The sequence below is a fragment of the Exiguobacterium sp. OS-77 genome (assembly GCF_000414195.2).
GTDB lineage: Bacteria > Bacillota > Bacilli > Exiguobacteriales > Exiguobacteriaceae > Exiguobacterium_A > Exiguobacterium_A indicum.
The window spans coordinates 2,761,195-2,776,411 of record NZ_DF239008.1; the positions used below are offsets into that span (position 1 = coordinate 2,761,195).

Here is a 15,217-nt window from a genome sequence, read left to right on the forward strand (position 1 = left end):
TGTATTCACTCCTGTTCCTGTTGATTGAAAATCGGTGATCGTTTTTCGAGAAATGCTTGCATGCCTTCTGTTTGATCGGCTGTCGCGAACAAGAGATAGAAGTTACGGCGTTCGTGCTCCATCCCATCCTGTAACGATAAATCGACGGCTTTGTTTGCCGCGTCCTTGATCAGTCGCAACGCCATACTCGGTTGGTTCGATAACCGCTCTGCCATTGCCAGTACCGTCGCTTCGACATCAGCCGTCACCCGGTTGATGATACCAAGTCGTTCCGCTTCCTCTGCCTTCATCCGGTCGCCGGTGAAGAGCCACTCGAGCGCCCGCGTTCGACCGATGCATTTCGTCAAGCGCTGCGTCCCGCCTGCTCCTGGCATGACGCCGAGTCCGACTTCCGGGAATCCAAACTGTGTCTCGGGATCTGCGTAGATTAAATCACAAGCGAGTGCCAGTTCAAAACCGCCGCCAAGGACGAACCCATGGACACCTGCGATGATCGGCTTTTTGATTCGGCTGATCCGGTCCCAGTCCGCGAACGGATCGAGGAGTTCCATCGAGATCGGTGTCGCCTCGAGCATCTCCTCGATATCGGCGCCCGCTGAGAACGATTTTCCATTTCCGGTCAAGACGATGACCGTCACCCGTTCGTCTCGGTCGAACGTCTCCATCGCCTCGACGATTTCCCGGACCATCGTTCGGTTCAGCGCATTGTATCGTGCCGTTCGGTCGAGTCGAATCCGACCGATCCGATCGACCATTTCCGTCTTAACGTACTGTTGTGTCGGCATGGACATCTTCACCAATCATCAATGTGACGAGATCCCCCGCAAAGCTCATCAAGTCTTTCCCGGACGCTTTTCCTTCGAGCGAACGCATACCTGCTTGCATCGCTTCCTGACTTTCATAGACCATCTCGCACATCAAGTAATACTTTCCGTCTCCGCCCATTGGTGAACCGACGATTTTCGTGACATTCATTTCTTGCAGTCCTGGAATTTTTGCTGTCAATGGACCATGGACCTCAAAGTAGTGCTGATCGAATGCTTCCTTGTTTTCTGGATGTTTGTACAGTGCGATTAATTTTGCCATCTTGATTACCTTCCTTCACATGAGAGTAGAGACGGGTTTCATCGCCTCGAATGGATTTTTACACGATTTACAGTAGAGAATACTTCGACATGCTGTCGGTCCGAATAAGTTTTCCATCGTCACATACGTCGATCCACAATACGGACAGTCAATCTCCCACTTCCCTTGCTCAAACCGAGGAGGAGCGATACCGAATTCCTTCAATCCTTGCATGCCTTGTTCCGTGATCCGGTCTGATGTCCACGGTGGATCAAACCGGAACTGGACGTCGACCTGTTCGACATTTGGAATCACCTGCAAGGCAGATTCGGTGTTTTTTTTAATGATTTCAAGCGCCGGGCAACCGAGAAACGTCGGGAGAAGCGTGACGCGCACCAGGTAACCATGCTCCGTCGCTTCCGCGTCCATCGTCTCGACCATGCCAAGATCTAAAATACTGACGCTATCAATTTCCGGATCCTTCACCCCGTTCAGGGCTTCCCGGATTGCATCCTGGAGTGTCGTCGTCATGCTTCCCTCTCCTTTCACCACGTCGCGGTCTGATCAATCAAGTAGACTTCTCCGAGTGTCGCAAGCGCGTCATTCAAATCTTCCGTGTGATCGCCGTCCCGCCCGTTACGCGTCATCTGCATTTCCGGAAGCGTCACGTTCAATTCGACGAGTAACGGTGTGATCGTCTGATACCAACGATCGAGTAAAATCCCTTGCCCTTCGATCAACCGCATCTCTTCGATCAATTGACCGTGTTCGCCATAATCGAACATGTCACCGAAGTCATAGAGGACTTTTTCTAGGGCTGCATCCATCTTCTGCCGCGCCGTCTCCGTCGATTGATAAAGCTGGGTGAACCACGTTTGCCAGTGCAGCAAATGATAGTACAATTCCATGTTGATCTTGACGGCAGCCGTAGCGAGTGGCTCGTAACTGCTCGACTTCAAAGCATCAATCCGAATCTTTTTCGCGACCGTGTAGCAATAGTTCCGTACGACGGCGAATGCCCAGTCATATTCAGGCTTCTCCATGTAGTAGCCAGGTCCGTTGACACGTTCGACGAGAATCGAATTCTTTCGTTCATGCGCCAGTCGGACATGAGCTAATGCATCAGCATTTCCTTCGCCGAGTTCTTCGAGGAGTTGGTAATACATCGCCGCGTGTCCCATCGAATCTTGCGCAATCGACGAGGAAGCGACGTCCTCTTCGATATGCGGTGCGAGTCCGAGCCATTCCGAACCACGATACGCGTAAAGGAAATCATCATCCGCGAGTTGATAGAGTAAGGAAGCGAGTACCGTCCGTTCTTGTTCCGTCATTTGGAATCGCCTCCTTGCCAAGACATGATCTCTTTTTCATCGAGCATCTGTTGCTCGTAATGACGCCATTTTTTCTTCAAGTAGCCGTATCCTTTCGTTGTCCGGTAGTCCTTATTATCGAGGCGTTGGAGCATCTGCTTCTCATCGGGTGATAAACCACGGATATCTTCGCGTTTGACGACCCAAATGTCGACGACCGGTTCCCGGCGCATGAAGTTTTCTTGCGCCATCAACAGTGCCATCTCCTTGTTCGGAGCGAGCAAGCTGAATTGATGGGTGAACGCCGCGTTCGGCGTCCGTTTGCTAAAGACTTCGAATTCATGATAAAACGTCTCGTTCATCGTGCTTTCCCCTCTCATGCCTTCGTTTCAGCGAGTGCATCCCGTACCCAGGCGTTATTTTCGTAAGATGTCCGGCGCAGATCCAGTCGCTCTTTCGAACGTGGTCCTCCCCCTTGGATGATTGTCTTGAATTTTGTCCAGTCTGGCTGCGCATATTCCCATTGCCCTGTCTCTTCATCAAAACGTAACGTCGGGTCTGGAATGACGAGTCCGAGTGAACGAATCCGTGGCACGTACTTCGTAAAGAAGTTTTGTCGGAGCTCTTCATTCGTTTTCGTCCGAATCTTATAAGCGATCGTCACGTCCTGTTTTGATGTCCCGGTCGTCTCTTTCGAGGCTGGTCCAAAGAACATCAACAAGGATTCCCACCACTCATCCAGTGATTCCTGAATCATCGCCCGCTGTTCCGGTGTTCCTTCCGCGAGTGCCATGATGATCGACTCTCCGTGTTGCGCATGGAAGACCTCTTCCGCACAGATTCGTTGCAAAGCCCGTGCGTAAGGACCGTACGAAGCCCCGAGCATGTTTGTCTGCGTGATGATCGCCGCGCCATCGACGAGCCAACCGATCATCCCGGCATCGGCCCATGACCGCGTCGGCATGTGGAAGACGTTGTGGAACTTCAATCGTCCCGTGAACAAATCATCCATCAAATCCCCGCGCGTCTTGCCATATGGCTTCATCAAATCCTCGACGACACGAAGTAACAGTTGCCCGTGTCCCATCTCATCCTGGACCTTCGCCATGATGCCGAGCTTCCGGCGAAGTGATGGTGCTTTTGGAACCCATTCTTTTTCCGGAAGCGCACCCATGATTTCACTGATACCATGCATCGAAATCAATTTAATTAGCGTGTCCCGGTAAAAATCAGGCATCCAGTCATCGGCTTCGATCTTTTCACCTTGCTCGATTCGTTCCTTGAAGCGTGCTAATTTTTCTTCTTCCGTCAGTTGGACGGGTTCGAACAGTTGTGTTGCATCATACATGCTAGTTCCTCCTTTGAATCAGACGAGTGATGTCGAGCGTCGATCAACGATCCGAACGGCTTTCCCTTCCGATCGTGGTAACCCTTGGTGCGGGTGACAGACGAGATCAATGGAAATGAGGCATTCCGACTTGATGGCGTCACATATCGAACGCATTTGTCGCTCCGAGATGTTTTCGAATTCGATATGTAGCTCAACGGCATCGAGTCCTGCTTTACGCACGAGATGAATTTGATAATGCGGCGTCACGTCCGGTTGTTGGAGTAAGACCCGCTCGATTTCTGACGGGAAGACGTTGACCCCTCGGATAATCAGCATGTCGTCCGTTCGCCCTTTGACACGTGACATCCGTGTCGTCGTCCGACCACAAGCACACGCTTCGTGCGTGATCGATGCTAAGTCACCTGTCCGGTAACGAATTATTGGAAGCGCTTTCTTTTTCAAGCTTGTAAAAACGAGTTCCCCGACCATGCCATCTGGTACCGGTTCCCCCGTAACGGGATCGACGACTTCCGTAATGAATAAGTCATCCATGATATGCAGACCTGCCTGCTCCTGACATTCCATCGCGACACCTGGTCCCATGATTTCACTGAGTCCATAAATATCGAATGCCTGTAGATCAAAGGTCTGTTCGAGTGTCTGACGCATCTCTTCCGACCAGGGTTCAGCTCCGAAGATGCCGTAACGCATGCTTGTCTTTCGTGGATCGATGCCCCGCTCGATCATGCGTTCTGCTAATCGCAAGATATAAGAAGGTGTCCCACAGATGCCATCCGGTCGGAAATCCTCGATCAATGTGATTTGGCGATCCGTATTGCCGCCGGAAATCGGCAAGATTGTCATACCTAGTTTTTCAGCACCTGCATGAAGACCGAGTCCACCTGTGAACAGTCCGTAGCCGTATGCATTGTGCAACAAGTCGGCTGATGATCCACCGGCTAAGACTAAGCTACGTGCCACGGCACCTGCCCAGTCGTCTAAATCTTCTTGCGTATACCCGACGACGGTCGGTTTACCACTCGTACCAGACGAGGCGTGAATTCGGGTGACCTGTTCTCGTTCGACGGCAAATAGCCCGAACGGATAATGATCGCGTAAATCTTGTTTACGTGTGAAGGGAAACTTTCGTAGATCCTCAATCGTTTGAAAGTCATTCGCTGTCATCTGTAAGGCCTGGAGGCGTTCTTGATAGAACGGGACACGCGTGACGTGTTCCATCGTTTGACGCAATTGCTCCATCTGTAGCTGCTCCCGCGTTTGAGCATCCATCGTTTCGTGATGTTGATCGTACATACCTGCACCTCCTCATCATGTATACAATAATAAAACGGTCGTTTATTTTTAGTTATATGTTTAACGTACGACACGTTCACAATGTTGTCAATCTTGTTTTGTTAAATGCTCCCAAACGATTCTCACTTTATCACTTCAACGCACTTTATCAATAAAATAATTGGCTTAGAACAAGAGATTTCATGATAGACAGTCTTTTTTTGGAAAATATTTCTGAAATGATTTGCTCATTTTGTAACGGGTTGATAAAATATCGTGTGACAAGTGTTATACTATTTTTGGTAAGACCACTTAATTGAATAAAGATTCGGTGTTGTGAAAGGGGATCACGATGAAACTAGGATTAGCTGTCGGGGATACAGCAGAGATTCAAGCGGTCGTCTCAGAAGATATGTTTGCACGATTTGAAGGTCAGCTCGTTCATCCTGCATACTCCACCGTTTCGATGGTTTATCACATGGAATGGGCAGCACGTCAACTGATTTTGCCTTACTTAGAAGCTGGTGAAGAAGGTGTCGGGGGTGCAGTTTCACTGAAGCATCTTGGTATGGCAGCTGAAGGAACACGATTGATCGTTACCGCTACAGTAACTGCGATGACATCACGTCGCGTTGATGCTAGCATCGAAGTCCGAGACGGACAAACGATCATCGGTACAGGGGAAGTCACACAATTCATTTTAGAAAAAAGCCGGATTCAAGAAAAATTACAAAATAACGTTCCAACAAAATGAAAGCGCTTACTTATATTTGATAGAGGAGGACTCTACTATGAACATGTTAAATCCATCTACAAATCCAACGCTCTCGATCATGGAAAAAATCGCTGGTCACGAACAAGTCGTCTTTTGCAACGATCCTGTCTCGGGGTTACAAGCCATCATCGCGATTCACGATACGACGCTCGGTCCTGCTCTCGGCGGATGTCGAATGGCGCCTTACGCTTCTGTTGATGAAGCACTCGACGATGTGCTGCGTTTGTCACGCGGTATGACGTATAAATGCGCTGCCGCTGACGTTGATTTCGGTGGTGGTAAAGCTGTCATCATCGGTAATCCAGCGACGGATAAATCACCGGAGCTTTTCCGTGCTTTCGGTCGCTTCGTCGATTCGCTTGGTGGTCGGTTCTACACGGGAACAGACATGGGCACGACGATGGATGATTTCGTCCATGCTAGCCGAGAAACATCACGGATCGTCGGCATTCCGGAAGCATTTGGTGGTAGTGGTGATTCATCGATTCCGACGGCTGAAGGTGTCGTTTACGGGCTTCGAGCGACGATCGAGACGCTCTTCGGTTCAGACGACTTAAGTCGGGCAACCTATGCGATCCAAGGACTCGGAAAAGTCGGCTTTAAGGTCGCAGAACAACTGTTGCTCGCAGGGGCGACGATTTATGTCTCTGACGTCAATGAAGCCGCACTCGCAGCAATCGTAACCCAAGCTGAAATGGCTCCTGGCACGGTTCGCGTCGTCTCGCCTCACGAAATCCATCTGACGGATGCTGATATTTTTGTTCCGTGTGCATACGGTGGTGTCATTCACGCCCAAAATATTGCTCTCTTACCGTGCAAAGCCATCTGTGGTTCGGCGAACAACCAACTCGCGGAAGAACAACTTGCTCACGTCTTGATGGATCGCGGCATCTTATATGCCCCAGACTATATCGTCAATGGTGGTGGTCTGATCCAAGTAGCAGACGAACTCTATGGAGCGAATCATGAACGGGTTCTCTTAAAGACACGCCACATCTACGACGCAGTGCTCGAAGTCTTCAAGGAGTCGCAAGCAGAAAACATCACAACGGTCGAAGCGGCGAACCGGATGTGTGAAAAACGGATGCAGATCCGAGCGAAGCATAACAACATTTTCACGAACACGACAAAACCAAAATGGGATATCCGTAACCACTGAAGGAGGGACTGACATGGAGCAACATTTTCCGATTCAACGCATCATCGATGAAGAAGGTCGTCTCATCGACGCATCAAAAGAACACGATCTGACAAAAGAGCTCGCCCTCACCCTGTATGAACAGATGCACCGAATTCGGACGTTCGACCGGAAAGCGATTAACCTACAACGTCAAGGGCGCCTCGGCACTTATGCACCGTTCGAAGGACAAGAAGCCGCTCAAGTCGGTAGTGCACTCGCGTTGTCCGATCAAGACTGGTTATTTCCGACGTACCGGGATCATGGTGCGACATTGACGTTTGGCGCTGACATGGTTCGGACGCTGCTCTACTGGAACGGTCGTGTCGAAGGTTGTGTTCCGTCTGAGAAACACATCTTCCCTCCTGCCGTTCCAATTGCAACGCAAATTCCGCATGCCGTCGGTGCCGCGTGGGCTGAAAAACGAAAAGGTACGAAGAATGTCGCTGTCGCCTACTTTGGTGACGGGGCGACGTCTGAAGGCGATTTCCATGAAGGAATGAACTTCGCAAGCGTCTTCCAAGCACCAGTCATCCTCTTTAACCAAAATAATCAGTTCGCGATCTCTGTTCCGATCGAAAAACAGATGCATTCTGAGACGATTGCGCAAAAAGCGATTGCCTACGGGATGCCGAGTGTTCGGATTGATGGAAATGATGCCTTTGCCGTCTATTTTACGATGCAAGCAGCCGTTGAACGTGCCCGCTCTGGTGGTGGACCAACATTGATCGAAGCTGTCACGTGGCGGTTTGGTGCCCATACGACAGCAGATGATCCAACGAAATACCGGGATCAAGCCCGCTCGCGTGACCGGGTCGATCCGCTCGATCGACTCGAACAATTCCTAAAACACCAAGGCTATTTTGACGAAACGTGGATGCAACAGCTGCAGGAACGGCATCAAACAGAAGTCGAAGCGGCAGTAGCTGCGATGGAGCAATTCAAGGCACCAGATGTCAATGATCTGTTCGATCATACGTACGCGACCTTACCGGTTGATGTCCAGCAACAAAAAGAAGCGTATCTGCTAGCAAGGGGGAAATGAGATGGCAACACCAATCAATCGTCAAACAGAGATGACACTCGTTCAAGCTGTCACGGATGCCCTGCGGACAAAATTGTCGGAGGATAAGACAACGCTCGTTCTTGGAGAAGACGTCGGAAAAAACGGTGGTGTCTTCCGAGCGACAGACGGCTTACAGGAAGAGTTCGGGGAAGACCGGATCGTCGATACACCGCTTAGCGAAGCTGGCATCGTCGGTACGTCGATCGGTCTTGCCATCAATGGCTTTAAACCGATCGTCGAGATTCAATTTCTCGGCTTCATCTACCCTGCCTATGAACAAATCATGACGCACGTCTCCCGTATCCGGATGCGGACGATGGGACGGTACAGTGTGCCGATGGTCATCCGTGCGCCTTATGGTGCCGGCATCCGGGCACCGGAAATCCATTCCGACAGCACAGAAGCGCTCTTTACATCGATGCCTGGTCTCAAGGTTGTCTGCCCGGCAACACCGTACGATGCAAAAGGGTTGTTGATTGCTGCGATTGAAGATCCAGATCCTGTTTTGTTCCTCGAGTCGATGCGCAGTTACCGCTCATTCAAGGAAGTCGTACCGAGCGAATCCTATACCGTTGAGATCGGAAAAGCGCGCTGCGTCAGTGAAGGGACGGACGTGACATTGATCGCTTGGGGAGCAATGGTTCAAGTAGCCCAAAAGGCAGCAACGGTTGCACAGGAACGCGGGATTTCTTGCGAAGTCCTCGACTTACGGACGCTTTATCCATTTGACCGGGAAACGATTGCTGCTTCCGTTCAAAAGACGGGTCGTGCCGTCATCGTCCATGAAGCCGCAGCAATGGGTGGTCTCGGTAATGATCTCGTGACTTTGATTAATGATACGGCGTTTCTTTATTTACGGGCACCGATTGCCCGCGTGACCGGTTTTGATGTTCCGGTCCCGCTGTTCGCCCTCGAAGACCATTACATTCCGACGCCAGAACGTGTCCTTGCGACGATTCAGCGTACGGTCGAGTTTTAAGGAGCTGAATGCCATGATCGAAGTTAAATTGCATGATGTCGGTGAAGGAATGACAGAAGGTGAAATCGCCCATTATCTCGTTCAAGTCGGAGACCATGTCACGACGGATCAACCAGTCGTCGAGGTTGCGACCGATAAGATGGTCGCCGAACTACCGGCTCCCGTTTCCGGAATCGTCAAGGAAATCATCATCCCGGTCGGTCAGACGGTGCAAGTCGGTACGACGTTATTGCACATCGAAGCAAGTAACGCTTCCGACATGCCAGTCGCGGTAACACCGGAAGCGTCGCCCGCTCCTGAACCAGCATTGGTTGCTGTCACCGCCCCACCTGTTCAAGTTTCTCCAGCAAAACGGGTCCTTGCGACACCCTATACACGAAAAATCGCTCGTGATCACGGGATTGATATCGAAACTGTCACGGCTTCCGATCCATCAGGTCGTGTCTCCGAGGACGATGTGCTTCGCTTCGTCCAGACTGCTACTGCTCCACAAGAATCAGTTGCGCCGATCATTGAAGAGGTCACGTACCAAGAGACCTCACCGGAAACGATTCCGTTCCGCGGCATTCGCAAGCAAATCGCGAAAAAAATGACCCAGTCGCTGTACACGATTCCCCATGTCACTCACTTCGAAGAAGTCGATATGACGCGTTTGCTTGCACTACGTGCCGAATGGAAAGCAGCTGGACGAAACATCAACGTCAACGCCTTCTTCATCAAAGCCTTGATTGTTGCCTTAAAAGAGTATCCTGTCTTTCATGCCAAACTCGATGAAACAAATGCATGTATTCGATTAGAGCAGGATTTCCACTTTGGCATGGCAACCGAAACATCGGACGGGTTGATGGTTCCGGTCATCCGTCATGCCGATCAGCTCTCACTGACGGAACTGCATGAACAATTGGTCGCGTTGCAACAACGTGCTCAAAACGGTGCCTTGCGCGCAGCGGACTTAAAACCAAGCACTTTTACGATGAGTAATGTGGGTCCGCTCGGCAGTACGGGAGCAACACCGATCATCAACTATCCGGAGACAGCACTGATTGCCTTCCATAAGACGAAAAAACGAGCCTGTGTCGATGAGAATGATCAAATCGTCGTTCGCTCGATGATGAATTTGTCGATGTCGTTCGATCATCGTGTCGCAGACGGGGCAACGGCTGTTGCCTTTACGAACCGATTCGTGTCACTGATTGAACATCCGACTACCCTACTTCTGGAGTTGATCTAACATGGTTGTTGGCGAACTTACACAAGAACGGGATCTTCTGATCATCGGTGGAGGTCCCGCAGGTTACACGGCAGCGATCCGTGCTGCACAAGGCGGTCGAAACGTTACATTGATTGAACAAGCTGAACTCGGTGGACTTTGTCTGAACCGAGGCTGTATCCCGTCCAAGGTCTATGCGCATGCGGCAGAAGAGATGTTACGCTTGCCGCATCTTGAAGACCTTGGATTCACCGCCCCTGCTGTCCATGATTTCAGTAAACTGAATGCTTACCGGAATCGTGTCGTGCAACAATTACGTCAAGGAGTGGTCGCCCTCTGTCAGGCGAACCAGATTGAGCATATCTCTGGTGCAGCCTCCTTCCTGTCAGAGGACCGGATCGGCGTCGAGTCGGGACATCAGTTCGATACGTACCGGTTCCAGGACGTCATCATTGCGACCGGTAGTCACAGCATCCAGCACGAGGAAGCGTGCCGTTTGAATGCCGAACAGCTTTATCAACTCGAGCAACTACCAGAGAGCTTATTGATCATTGGATCTGACACGTTAGCACTCGAAGCGGCCGCCTGTTTCCATGCACTTGGGACAGAGGTGACGTTGTTCGCGGATCAATTCTCACTCGAACCTAGCCTTGAAAAGGAACTGAAGCGGACATTCAAAAAACAAAAAATCCGTCTCGTGTCGGATGTCGTGACACGTATCGAGGCTTCATCGGACGCGACCGTCACCGTCATGAAAAACGGAGAAGAAGTCGCCTATCAGGGTGCCTATCTGTTCCAGTCTCTTTCCCGGATCCCGAACAGTTTGACACTCGGTCTCGAACGGATCGGTGTGACGCTTGCAGAAGACGGGACGATTCCAGTTGACGCAACTGGACGAACGAATCAACCGCATATTTACGCAATCGGTGATGTGACACCAGGTCCACAGCTCGCCATCCGTGCGATTCATGAAGCGAAGCGAACGGCAGCTCACTTGTCTGGTCAAGACGTCGATCCGACGACACCGTATTACCCGACGGTTCTACGGACCTTCCCACCGATTGCTTCGGTCGGGATGACAGAACAAGAAGCGGTCGAAGCCGGACATGCTGTTCAGAGCGGACAGTTCCCGCTGAATGCAAACGGAGCGACGACGATCGAAGGTGGCAGTGGGTTCGTCAAGGTCATCGCTGACGAGCAGACATCACTGATCCTTGGTATTCACATGATCGGGGACGATGCTCATCGTCTCGTCGGACAATTCACCCAAGCGCTGGAACTGACAGCAAAACGGGAGGATCTCCTCTTCCCTGTCATGGCCCATCCGAGTCGAAGCGAAGCCTTGACGGAATCGATGGAAGCCTTATTTGGTCAATCGATCCATCTTCCACCACGTCAACAAGTCGGTTCGCGCGCGTAATCAAAAAGAGGTGCCTCTGCGTCAGAAGCACCTCTTTTGGATTCATCACTTCATTTCGCGTAGAAAGGAAAACATGTCATGGAACTGTACTTCACTCGTTTGCACTGGAATACGCATACGTTTCCGGTCGCTGCTACAGCAGATGGTCTCTGTTATGTTGGCGCTTGGGATGAACCGGAGGATGTATTCGACGACTGGTCGCGGAAACACTTCCCCCGAGCCGATCGGATTGCTTCTGATACCGCGCTTGCTCTGTATACGGAGCAGCTACTAGCTTATCTAAATCAACAGTCGACGACACTGTCCTTTCCAATCGCTCCAGTCGGTACCCCGTTTCAACTTGAAGTCTGGCATGCTTTACGCGCGGTACCGTACGGTCAAACCGCCACCTACTCCGATATCGCGGAACGTCTCTTCCGGCCGAACGCGACTCGCGCAATTGGCACAGCAATCGGGAAAAATCGATTACTGCTTGCGATCCCATGTCACCGGATCATTGGCAAAAAAGGCGATCTGCTCGGCTATCATGGCGGTCTGAATATGAAGCGGACACTACTCGCGCTCGAGCAACGCCTCTGATTCTCGTCCCTCTTCGCTGAAAGATAGAGCGAACAGAATCCCGAACGGGTCGCGGACTTGCGCATACCAACCTCCAAAGTCTGCTACCGCAAGGGGTGTGACGATTTGACCGTCTGTCGTTAATTGCAGATACACTTGCTCGAGCTCTTCAAGCGACGTAAAAGTCAACAACAGATGGAGCGAAGAAGAGGTATTCGGTGCGTCACCCTCGTCCCAGAGCATCAATTCAAACGCACCATTGGATAAATGTGCGTGGTAGACGGTATCTCCCGCTTCATCCAGTAAGAGACGACGACGTGTCATCGCAAATACGTTTTCGTAGTACACGATCGCCTGCTTGGCTTGTCCCGAAAAAACGAGACAAGGAGTAGCGGCATACTGCATGAAAAGCCCTCCTTTCATTATGCTTTAGTATCATCTTTCGCACTTTTCTTCCCGATTTCCTTCTATACACAAAAAGCCCCACTTTCCTGTCCAACCGGACATGGAAAATGGGGCTTTTTTCAAGAAACTACACCAAAGCGATAAGTTGTTTTCCAGTGATAGGTTTCACCGGGTGACAACAAGATTGATGGAAAAGCAGATTCATGGACTGCATTCGGATGGACTTGTGCTTCAAGGCATAGACCAAGTGATGGTCGAGCCGGAACACCATGAACCGTATAATCAGTCAGCAGTTGCGTTCCAGTATAGAGCACGACCGCCGGCTGATTCGTTGTCACGTCGACGAAACGACCGGACACCGGATCTTCAAGTCGAAGTGTGTCATCCCGTAATACGAAGGGATGATCATAGCCGTTTCCAACTGCAATCGTCTCGGGATGCTCAAGCGTAATCCCGTCACGAATCGACTGACCGTTTCGGAAATCGAACGGGGTTCCGGAGACGTCCCGTTGTTCCCCTGTCGGCAAGCCGTCTGGCTGGACCGGTAAGTAGCAGTCGCTTGGTAACGTCAAGACATGATCCAACACATCCCGCTTCGCATTTCCCGATAAGTTGAAGTACGTATGATTCGTCAGATTGAGGGGTGTCGTCTGATCCGTCACGGCCGTCATCTCAAGCGTCAGTGTCGTTCCCTCTAATCGATAATACACGTCGAGTGTGACCGTTCCCGGATAACCTTCTTCTCCATCCGGACTGTTCAAGCGCAAATGGAACAATGTATCCGTCGCTTCAATGACATCGAACCATGCTTGATCGAATCCGTGAATCCCCCCATGCAGATGATTCGCACCGTCGTTTGCGACGAGCGGATAGACCTCTCCCGCTACTTCGAAGCGTGCTTGTCCGATTCGACCAGCGACGCGTCCGACGATTGCCCCGAAGTAAGGCGAATGCTGTTGATAATCTTTCACCGTTTCAAGACCGAGGACGACACTTTCCAAATGCCCCTCCCGATCAGTCGTCCGGATATCTTGGATGATGCCGCCGTAGTTCCAGAGTGTCACTTCGATGCCTTCCTGGCGTAACGTATGTCGGATCAACTCTTTCTCAAGTAGTTGTGTCATCGTTGTTCCTCCACCGGTTGGCGCGTCACGAGTTGAACGAATCGTCCGAACGCCGCCTGACCTGCTTCCGTCTGTTTAAAGACGCCACAGTCCTCGAGACCACGTACGAATTTCGCAGCGACCGCTTGCTCGACGTACATCGTGACATCTTGACCGTCATACGCTTGTTTTAGTTCTTGCGCCCAGTCAGCATGCGCGACTGCCACTTCGTCGACTTCACCTGTGATGAACTGTTCGACCTGTTGCAACTCTTGAAGCAGGCGTGCCGGTAAGACTGCCAGTCCCATCACTTCGATCAAACCGATATTTTCCCGTTTGATGTGGTGAATATCGGCATGCGTATGGAAAATACCGTCCGGATGTTCTGCTGACGTCCGGTTGTTCCGTAAGACGAGATCGAGCTCGAATTGTCCATCACGTTGACGGGCGATCGGCGTCACCGTATTGTGTCGCGTCTCACCGGTATGTGAACGGATCTCTTGGCTCTCATCCGTATACGTCAACCACGTCTCATAAACGGTCGTCGCAGCATCGAGTAGTGCCGACGCATCTTCACTCTTCAGACGCAACACACTCAGTGGCCAGTGTAAGGTTTCGCCAGTGACTGTCGGCTGATCCGGGAACGTAAAGGATGTTAATGCGTTTGCCCGGTCCATCGCAAACGTATAGCGTCCACCTTGATAATGATCATGCGTCAGAATCGATCCACCGACGATCGGCAGGTCCGCATTCGAACCAGCAAAGTAATGTGGGAACTGCTCGACGAAGGCGAGCAGACGTGCAAACGCATCCCGATTAATGACCATGTCACGATGTTCCTGCGACAAGATGATGCTATGTTCGTTGTAATAGACGTATGGTGAATACTGCAATGCCCACGATTCTTCCGTCAGCGTCAGCGGAACGATTCGGTGGTTCGCACGGGCTGGATGATTCGCACGCCCCGCGTAGCCAACGTTTTCGACGCACAACAGACACGTTGGATAGTTCGACGCCGTTGGTGCCTCCGTCCGAGCTGCTGCGATTTCACGTGGATCTTTTTCCGGCTTCGATAAGTTGATCGTGACATCAATCGTCCCGTAAGCCGTATCCGCTTGATAGCGTTTATTCTTAGCAATTCGTTTTGTTTGGATGTAGTTACTCGCTTGGCTCAGTTGATAAAAGTAATCCGTCGCCGCTACTGGTGATTCAGCGTACAGACGCCGGAATGTCGCTGTCACGTCAGACGGACGGGCGACGAAGACATCCATCACGTCTGCAGCAAACTGTTCTTTATCCTCAAGGCGCGCCGGTAGCTGTCCGCTTGTGATCAACACTTCAATCATGTCGTCCAAAATATCCGGAATTGGACGTGATGGTACGTCTGCCTGTTCTTCATAATCGGCTTGACCAATTTGTGCTAGAATTCGATTTCGGGCATAGATCGCATCTTCCGGTTCAATCAAGCGTTCCTGGATCGCTTGTGCTACTAACTGTTGGATGAGTTCATTCATCGCCGTCACTCT

The 15,217-nt window shown here is 51.1% G+C and carries 17 protein-coding genes; 7 read left to right on the forward strand and 10 right to left on the reverse strand.

Features of this window, described 5'->3' with window-relative positions:
- Positions 1–5 precede the first annotated feature (5 nt).
- Genes EXG77_RS14105 through EXG77_RS14135 form a run of 7 tightly spaced genes read right to left on the reverse strand, consistent with a single transcriptional unit; the run spans position 6 to position 5,019 of the window.
- Complete coding sequence (locus tag EXG77_RS14105; protein ID WP_023466997.1) at positions 6–785, reverse strand: enoyl-CoA hydratase/isomerase family protein; 780 nt, start codon at positions 783–785, stop codon at positions 6–8.
- On the reverse strand, positions 763–1,086 hold the full coding sequence (locus EXG77_RS14110) for an EthD family reductase (RefSeq protein WP_023466996.1): 324 nt from the start codon (positions 1,084–1,086) through the stop codon (positions 763–765). Before EXG77_RS14110 ends, EXG77_RS14105 begins: the two co-directional genes overlap by 23 nt.
- 15 nt (positions 1,087–1,101) lie before the next feature.
- Positions 1,102–1,596, reverse strand: a complete 495-nt coding sequence (gene paaD, locus EXG77_RS14115) for a 1,2-phenylacetyl-CoA epoxidase subunit PaaD (RefSeq protein ID WP_035399031.1) — start codon at positions 1,594–1,596, stop codon at positions 1,102–1,104.
- Positions 1,597–1,610: 14 nt separating this feature from the next.
- Positions 1,611–2,396 (reverse strand): 1,2-phenylacetyl-CoA epoxidase subunit PaaC, encoded by a 786-nt coding sequence (gene paaC / locus EXG77_RS14120; protein ID WP_035399033.1) that lies wholly within the window; start codon positions 2,394–2,396, stop codon positions 1,611–1,613.
- The gene (paaB, locus tag EXG77_RS14125) at positions 2,393–2,737 is read right to left on the reverse strand and encodes a 1,2-phenylacetyl-CoA epoxidase subunit PaaB (protein WP_023466991.1); all 345 of its coding nucleotides are present in this window, start codon (positions 2,735–2,737) and stop codon (positions 2,393–2,395) included. Before paaB ends, paaC begins: the two co-directional genes overlap by 4 nt.
- A 14-nt stretch (positions 2,738–2,751) precedes the next feature.
- Complete coding sequence (gene paaA, locus EXG77_RS14130) at positions 2,752–3,723, reverse strand: 1,2-phenylacetyl-CoA epoxidase subunit PaaA (RefSeq protein WP_023466990.1); 972 nt, start codon at positions 3,721–3,723, stop codon at positions 2,752–2,754.
- Between the two features lie 18 nt (positions 3,724–3,741).
- Positions 3,742–5,019 carry a phenylacetate--CoA ligase family protein gene (locus EXG77_RS14135; RefSeq protein WP_052017212.1) on the reverse strand — a complete coding sequence of 426 codons (1,278 nt, stop codon included), beginning with the start codon at positions 5,017–5,019 and terminating at the stop codon, positions 3,742–3,744.
- 331 nt (positions 5,020–5,350) lie between these two features.
- On the opposite strand from EXG77_RS14135, the gene EXG77_RS14140 reads away from it, so the two are divergent.
- The 7 genes from EXG77_RS14140 (at position 5,351) to EXG77_RS14170 (ending at position 12,204) form a co-directional block, all read left to right on the forward strand.
- Positions 5,351–5,752: a thioesterase family protein gene (locus EXG77_RS14140; RefSeq protein ID WP_023466986.1), complete on the forward strand. Its 402-nt coding sequence runs from the start codon at positions 5,351–5,353 to the stop codon at positions 5,750–5,752.
- Positions 5,753–5,789: 37 nt separating this feature from the next.
- Positions 5,790–6,932, forward strand: a complete 1,143-nt coding sequence (locus EXG77_RS14145; protein WP_023466985.1) for a Glu/Leu/Phe/Val dehydrogenase — start codon at positions 5,790–5,792, stop codon at positions 6,930–6,932.
- Between the two features lie 13 nt (positions 6,933–6,945).
- Positions 6,946–7,995, forward strand: a complete 1,050-nt coding sequence (gene pdhA, locus EXG77_RS14150; RefSeq protein WP_023466984.1) for a pyruvate dehydrogenase (acetyl-transferring) E1 component subunit alpha — start codon at positions 6,946–6,948, stop codon at positions 7,993–7,995.
- Between the two features lies 1 nt (position 7,996).
- Complete coding sequence (locus EXG77_RS14155; protein WP_035399036.1) at positions 7,997–8,995, forward strand: alpha-ketoacid dehydrogenase subunit beta; 999 nt, start codon at positions 7,997–7,999, stop codon at positions 8,993–8,995.
- Positions 8,996–9,008: 13 nt separating this feature from the next.
- Positions 9,009–10,226, forward strand: a complete 1,218-nt coding sequence (locus tag EXG77_RS14160; RefSeq protein ID WP_203229919.1) for a dihydrolipoamide acetyltransferase family protein — start codon at positions 9,009–9,011, stop codon at positions 10,224–10,226.
- Between the two features lies 1 nt (position 10,227).
- On the forward strand, positions 10,228–11,625 hold the full coding sequence (locus tag EXG77_RS14165) for an NAD(P)/FAD-dependent oxidoreductase (protein ID WP_035399037.1): 1,398 nt from the start codon (positions 10,228–10,230) through the stop codon (positions 11,623–11,625).
- A 78-nt stretch (positions 11,626–11,703) separates the two neighbouring features.
- Complete coding sequence (locus EXG77_RS14170; protein WP_035399038.1) at positions 11,704–12,204, forward strand: methylated-DNA--[protein]-cysteine S-methyltransferase; 501 nt, start codon at positions 11,704–11,706, stop codon at positions 12,202–12,204.
- Here EXG77_RS14170 and EXG77_RS14175 read toward each other — a convergent pair.
- From EXG77_RS14175 to EXG77_RS14185, 3 genes are all read right to left on the reverse strand, one after another.
- Positions 12,178–12,588: a VOC family protein gene (locus tag EXG77_RS14175; RefSeq protein WP_035399040.1), complete on the reverse strand. Its 411-nt coding sequence runs from the start codon at positions 12,586–12,588 to the stop codon at positions 12,178–12,180. The genes EXG77_RS14170 and EXG77_RS14175 overlap by 27 nt on opposite strands.
- A 119-nt stretch (positions 12,589–12,707) precedes the next feature.
- Positions 12,708–13,712, reverse strand: coding sequence for an aldose epimerase family protein (locus EXG77_RS14180; RefSeq protein ID WP_035399043.1), 1,005 nt, complete (start codon positions 13,710–13,712; stop codon positions 12,708–12,710).
- Positions 13,709–15,205 carry a UDP-glucose--hexose-1-phosphate uridylyltransferase gene (locus EXG77_RS14185; protein WP_035399044.1) on the reverse strand — a complete coding sequence of 499 codons (1,497 nt, stop codon included), beginning with the start codon at positions 15,203–15,205 and terminating at the stop codon, positions 13,709–13,711. The genes EXG77_RS14180 and EXG77_RS14185 overlap by 4 nt, the downstream gene beginning before the upstream one ends.
- Between the last annotated feature and the right edge of the window lie 12 nt (positions 15,206–15,217).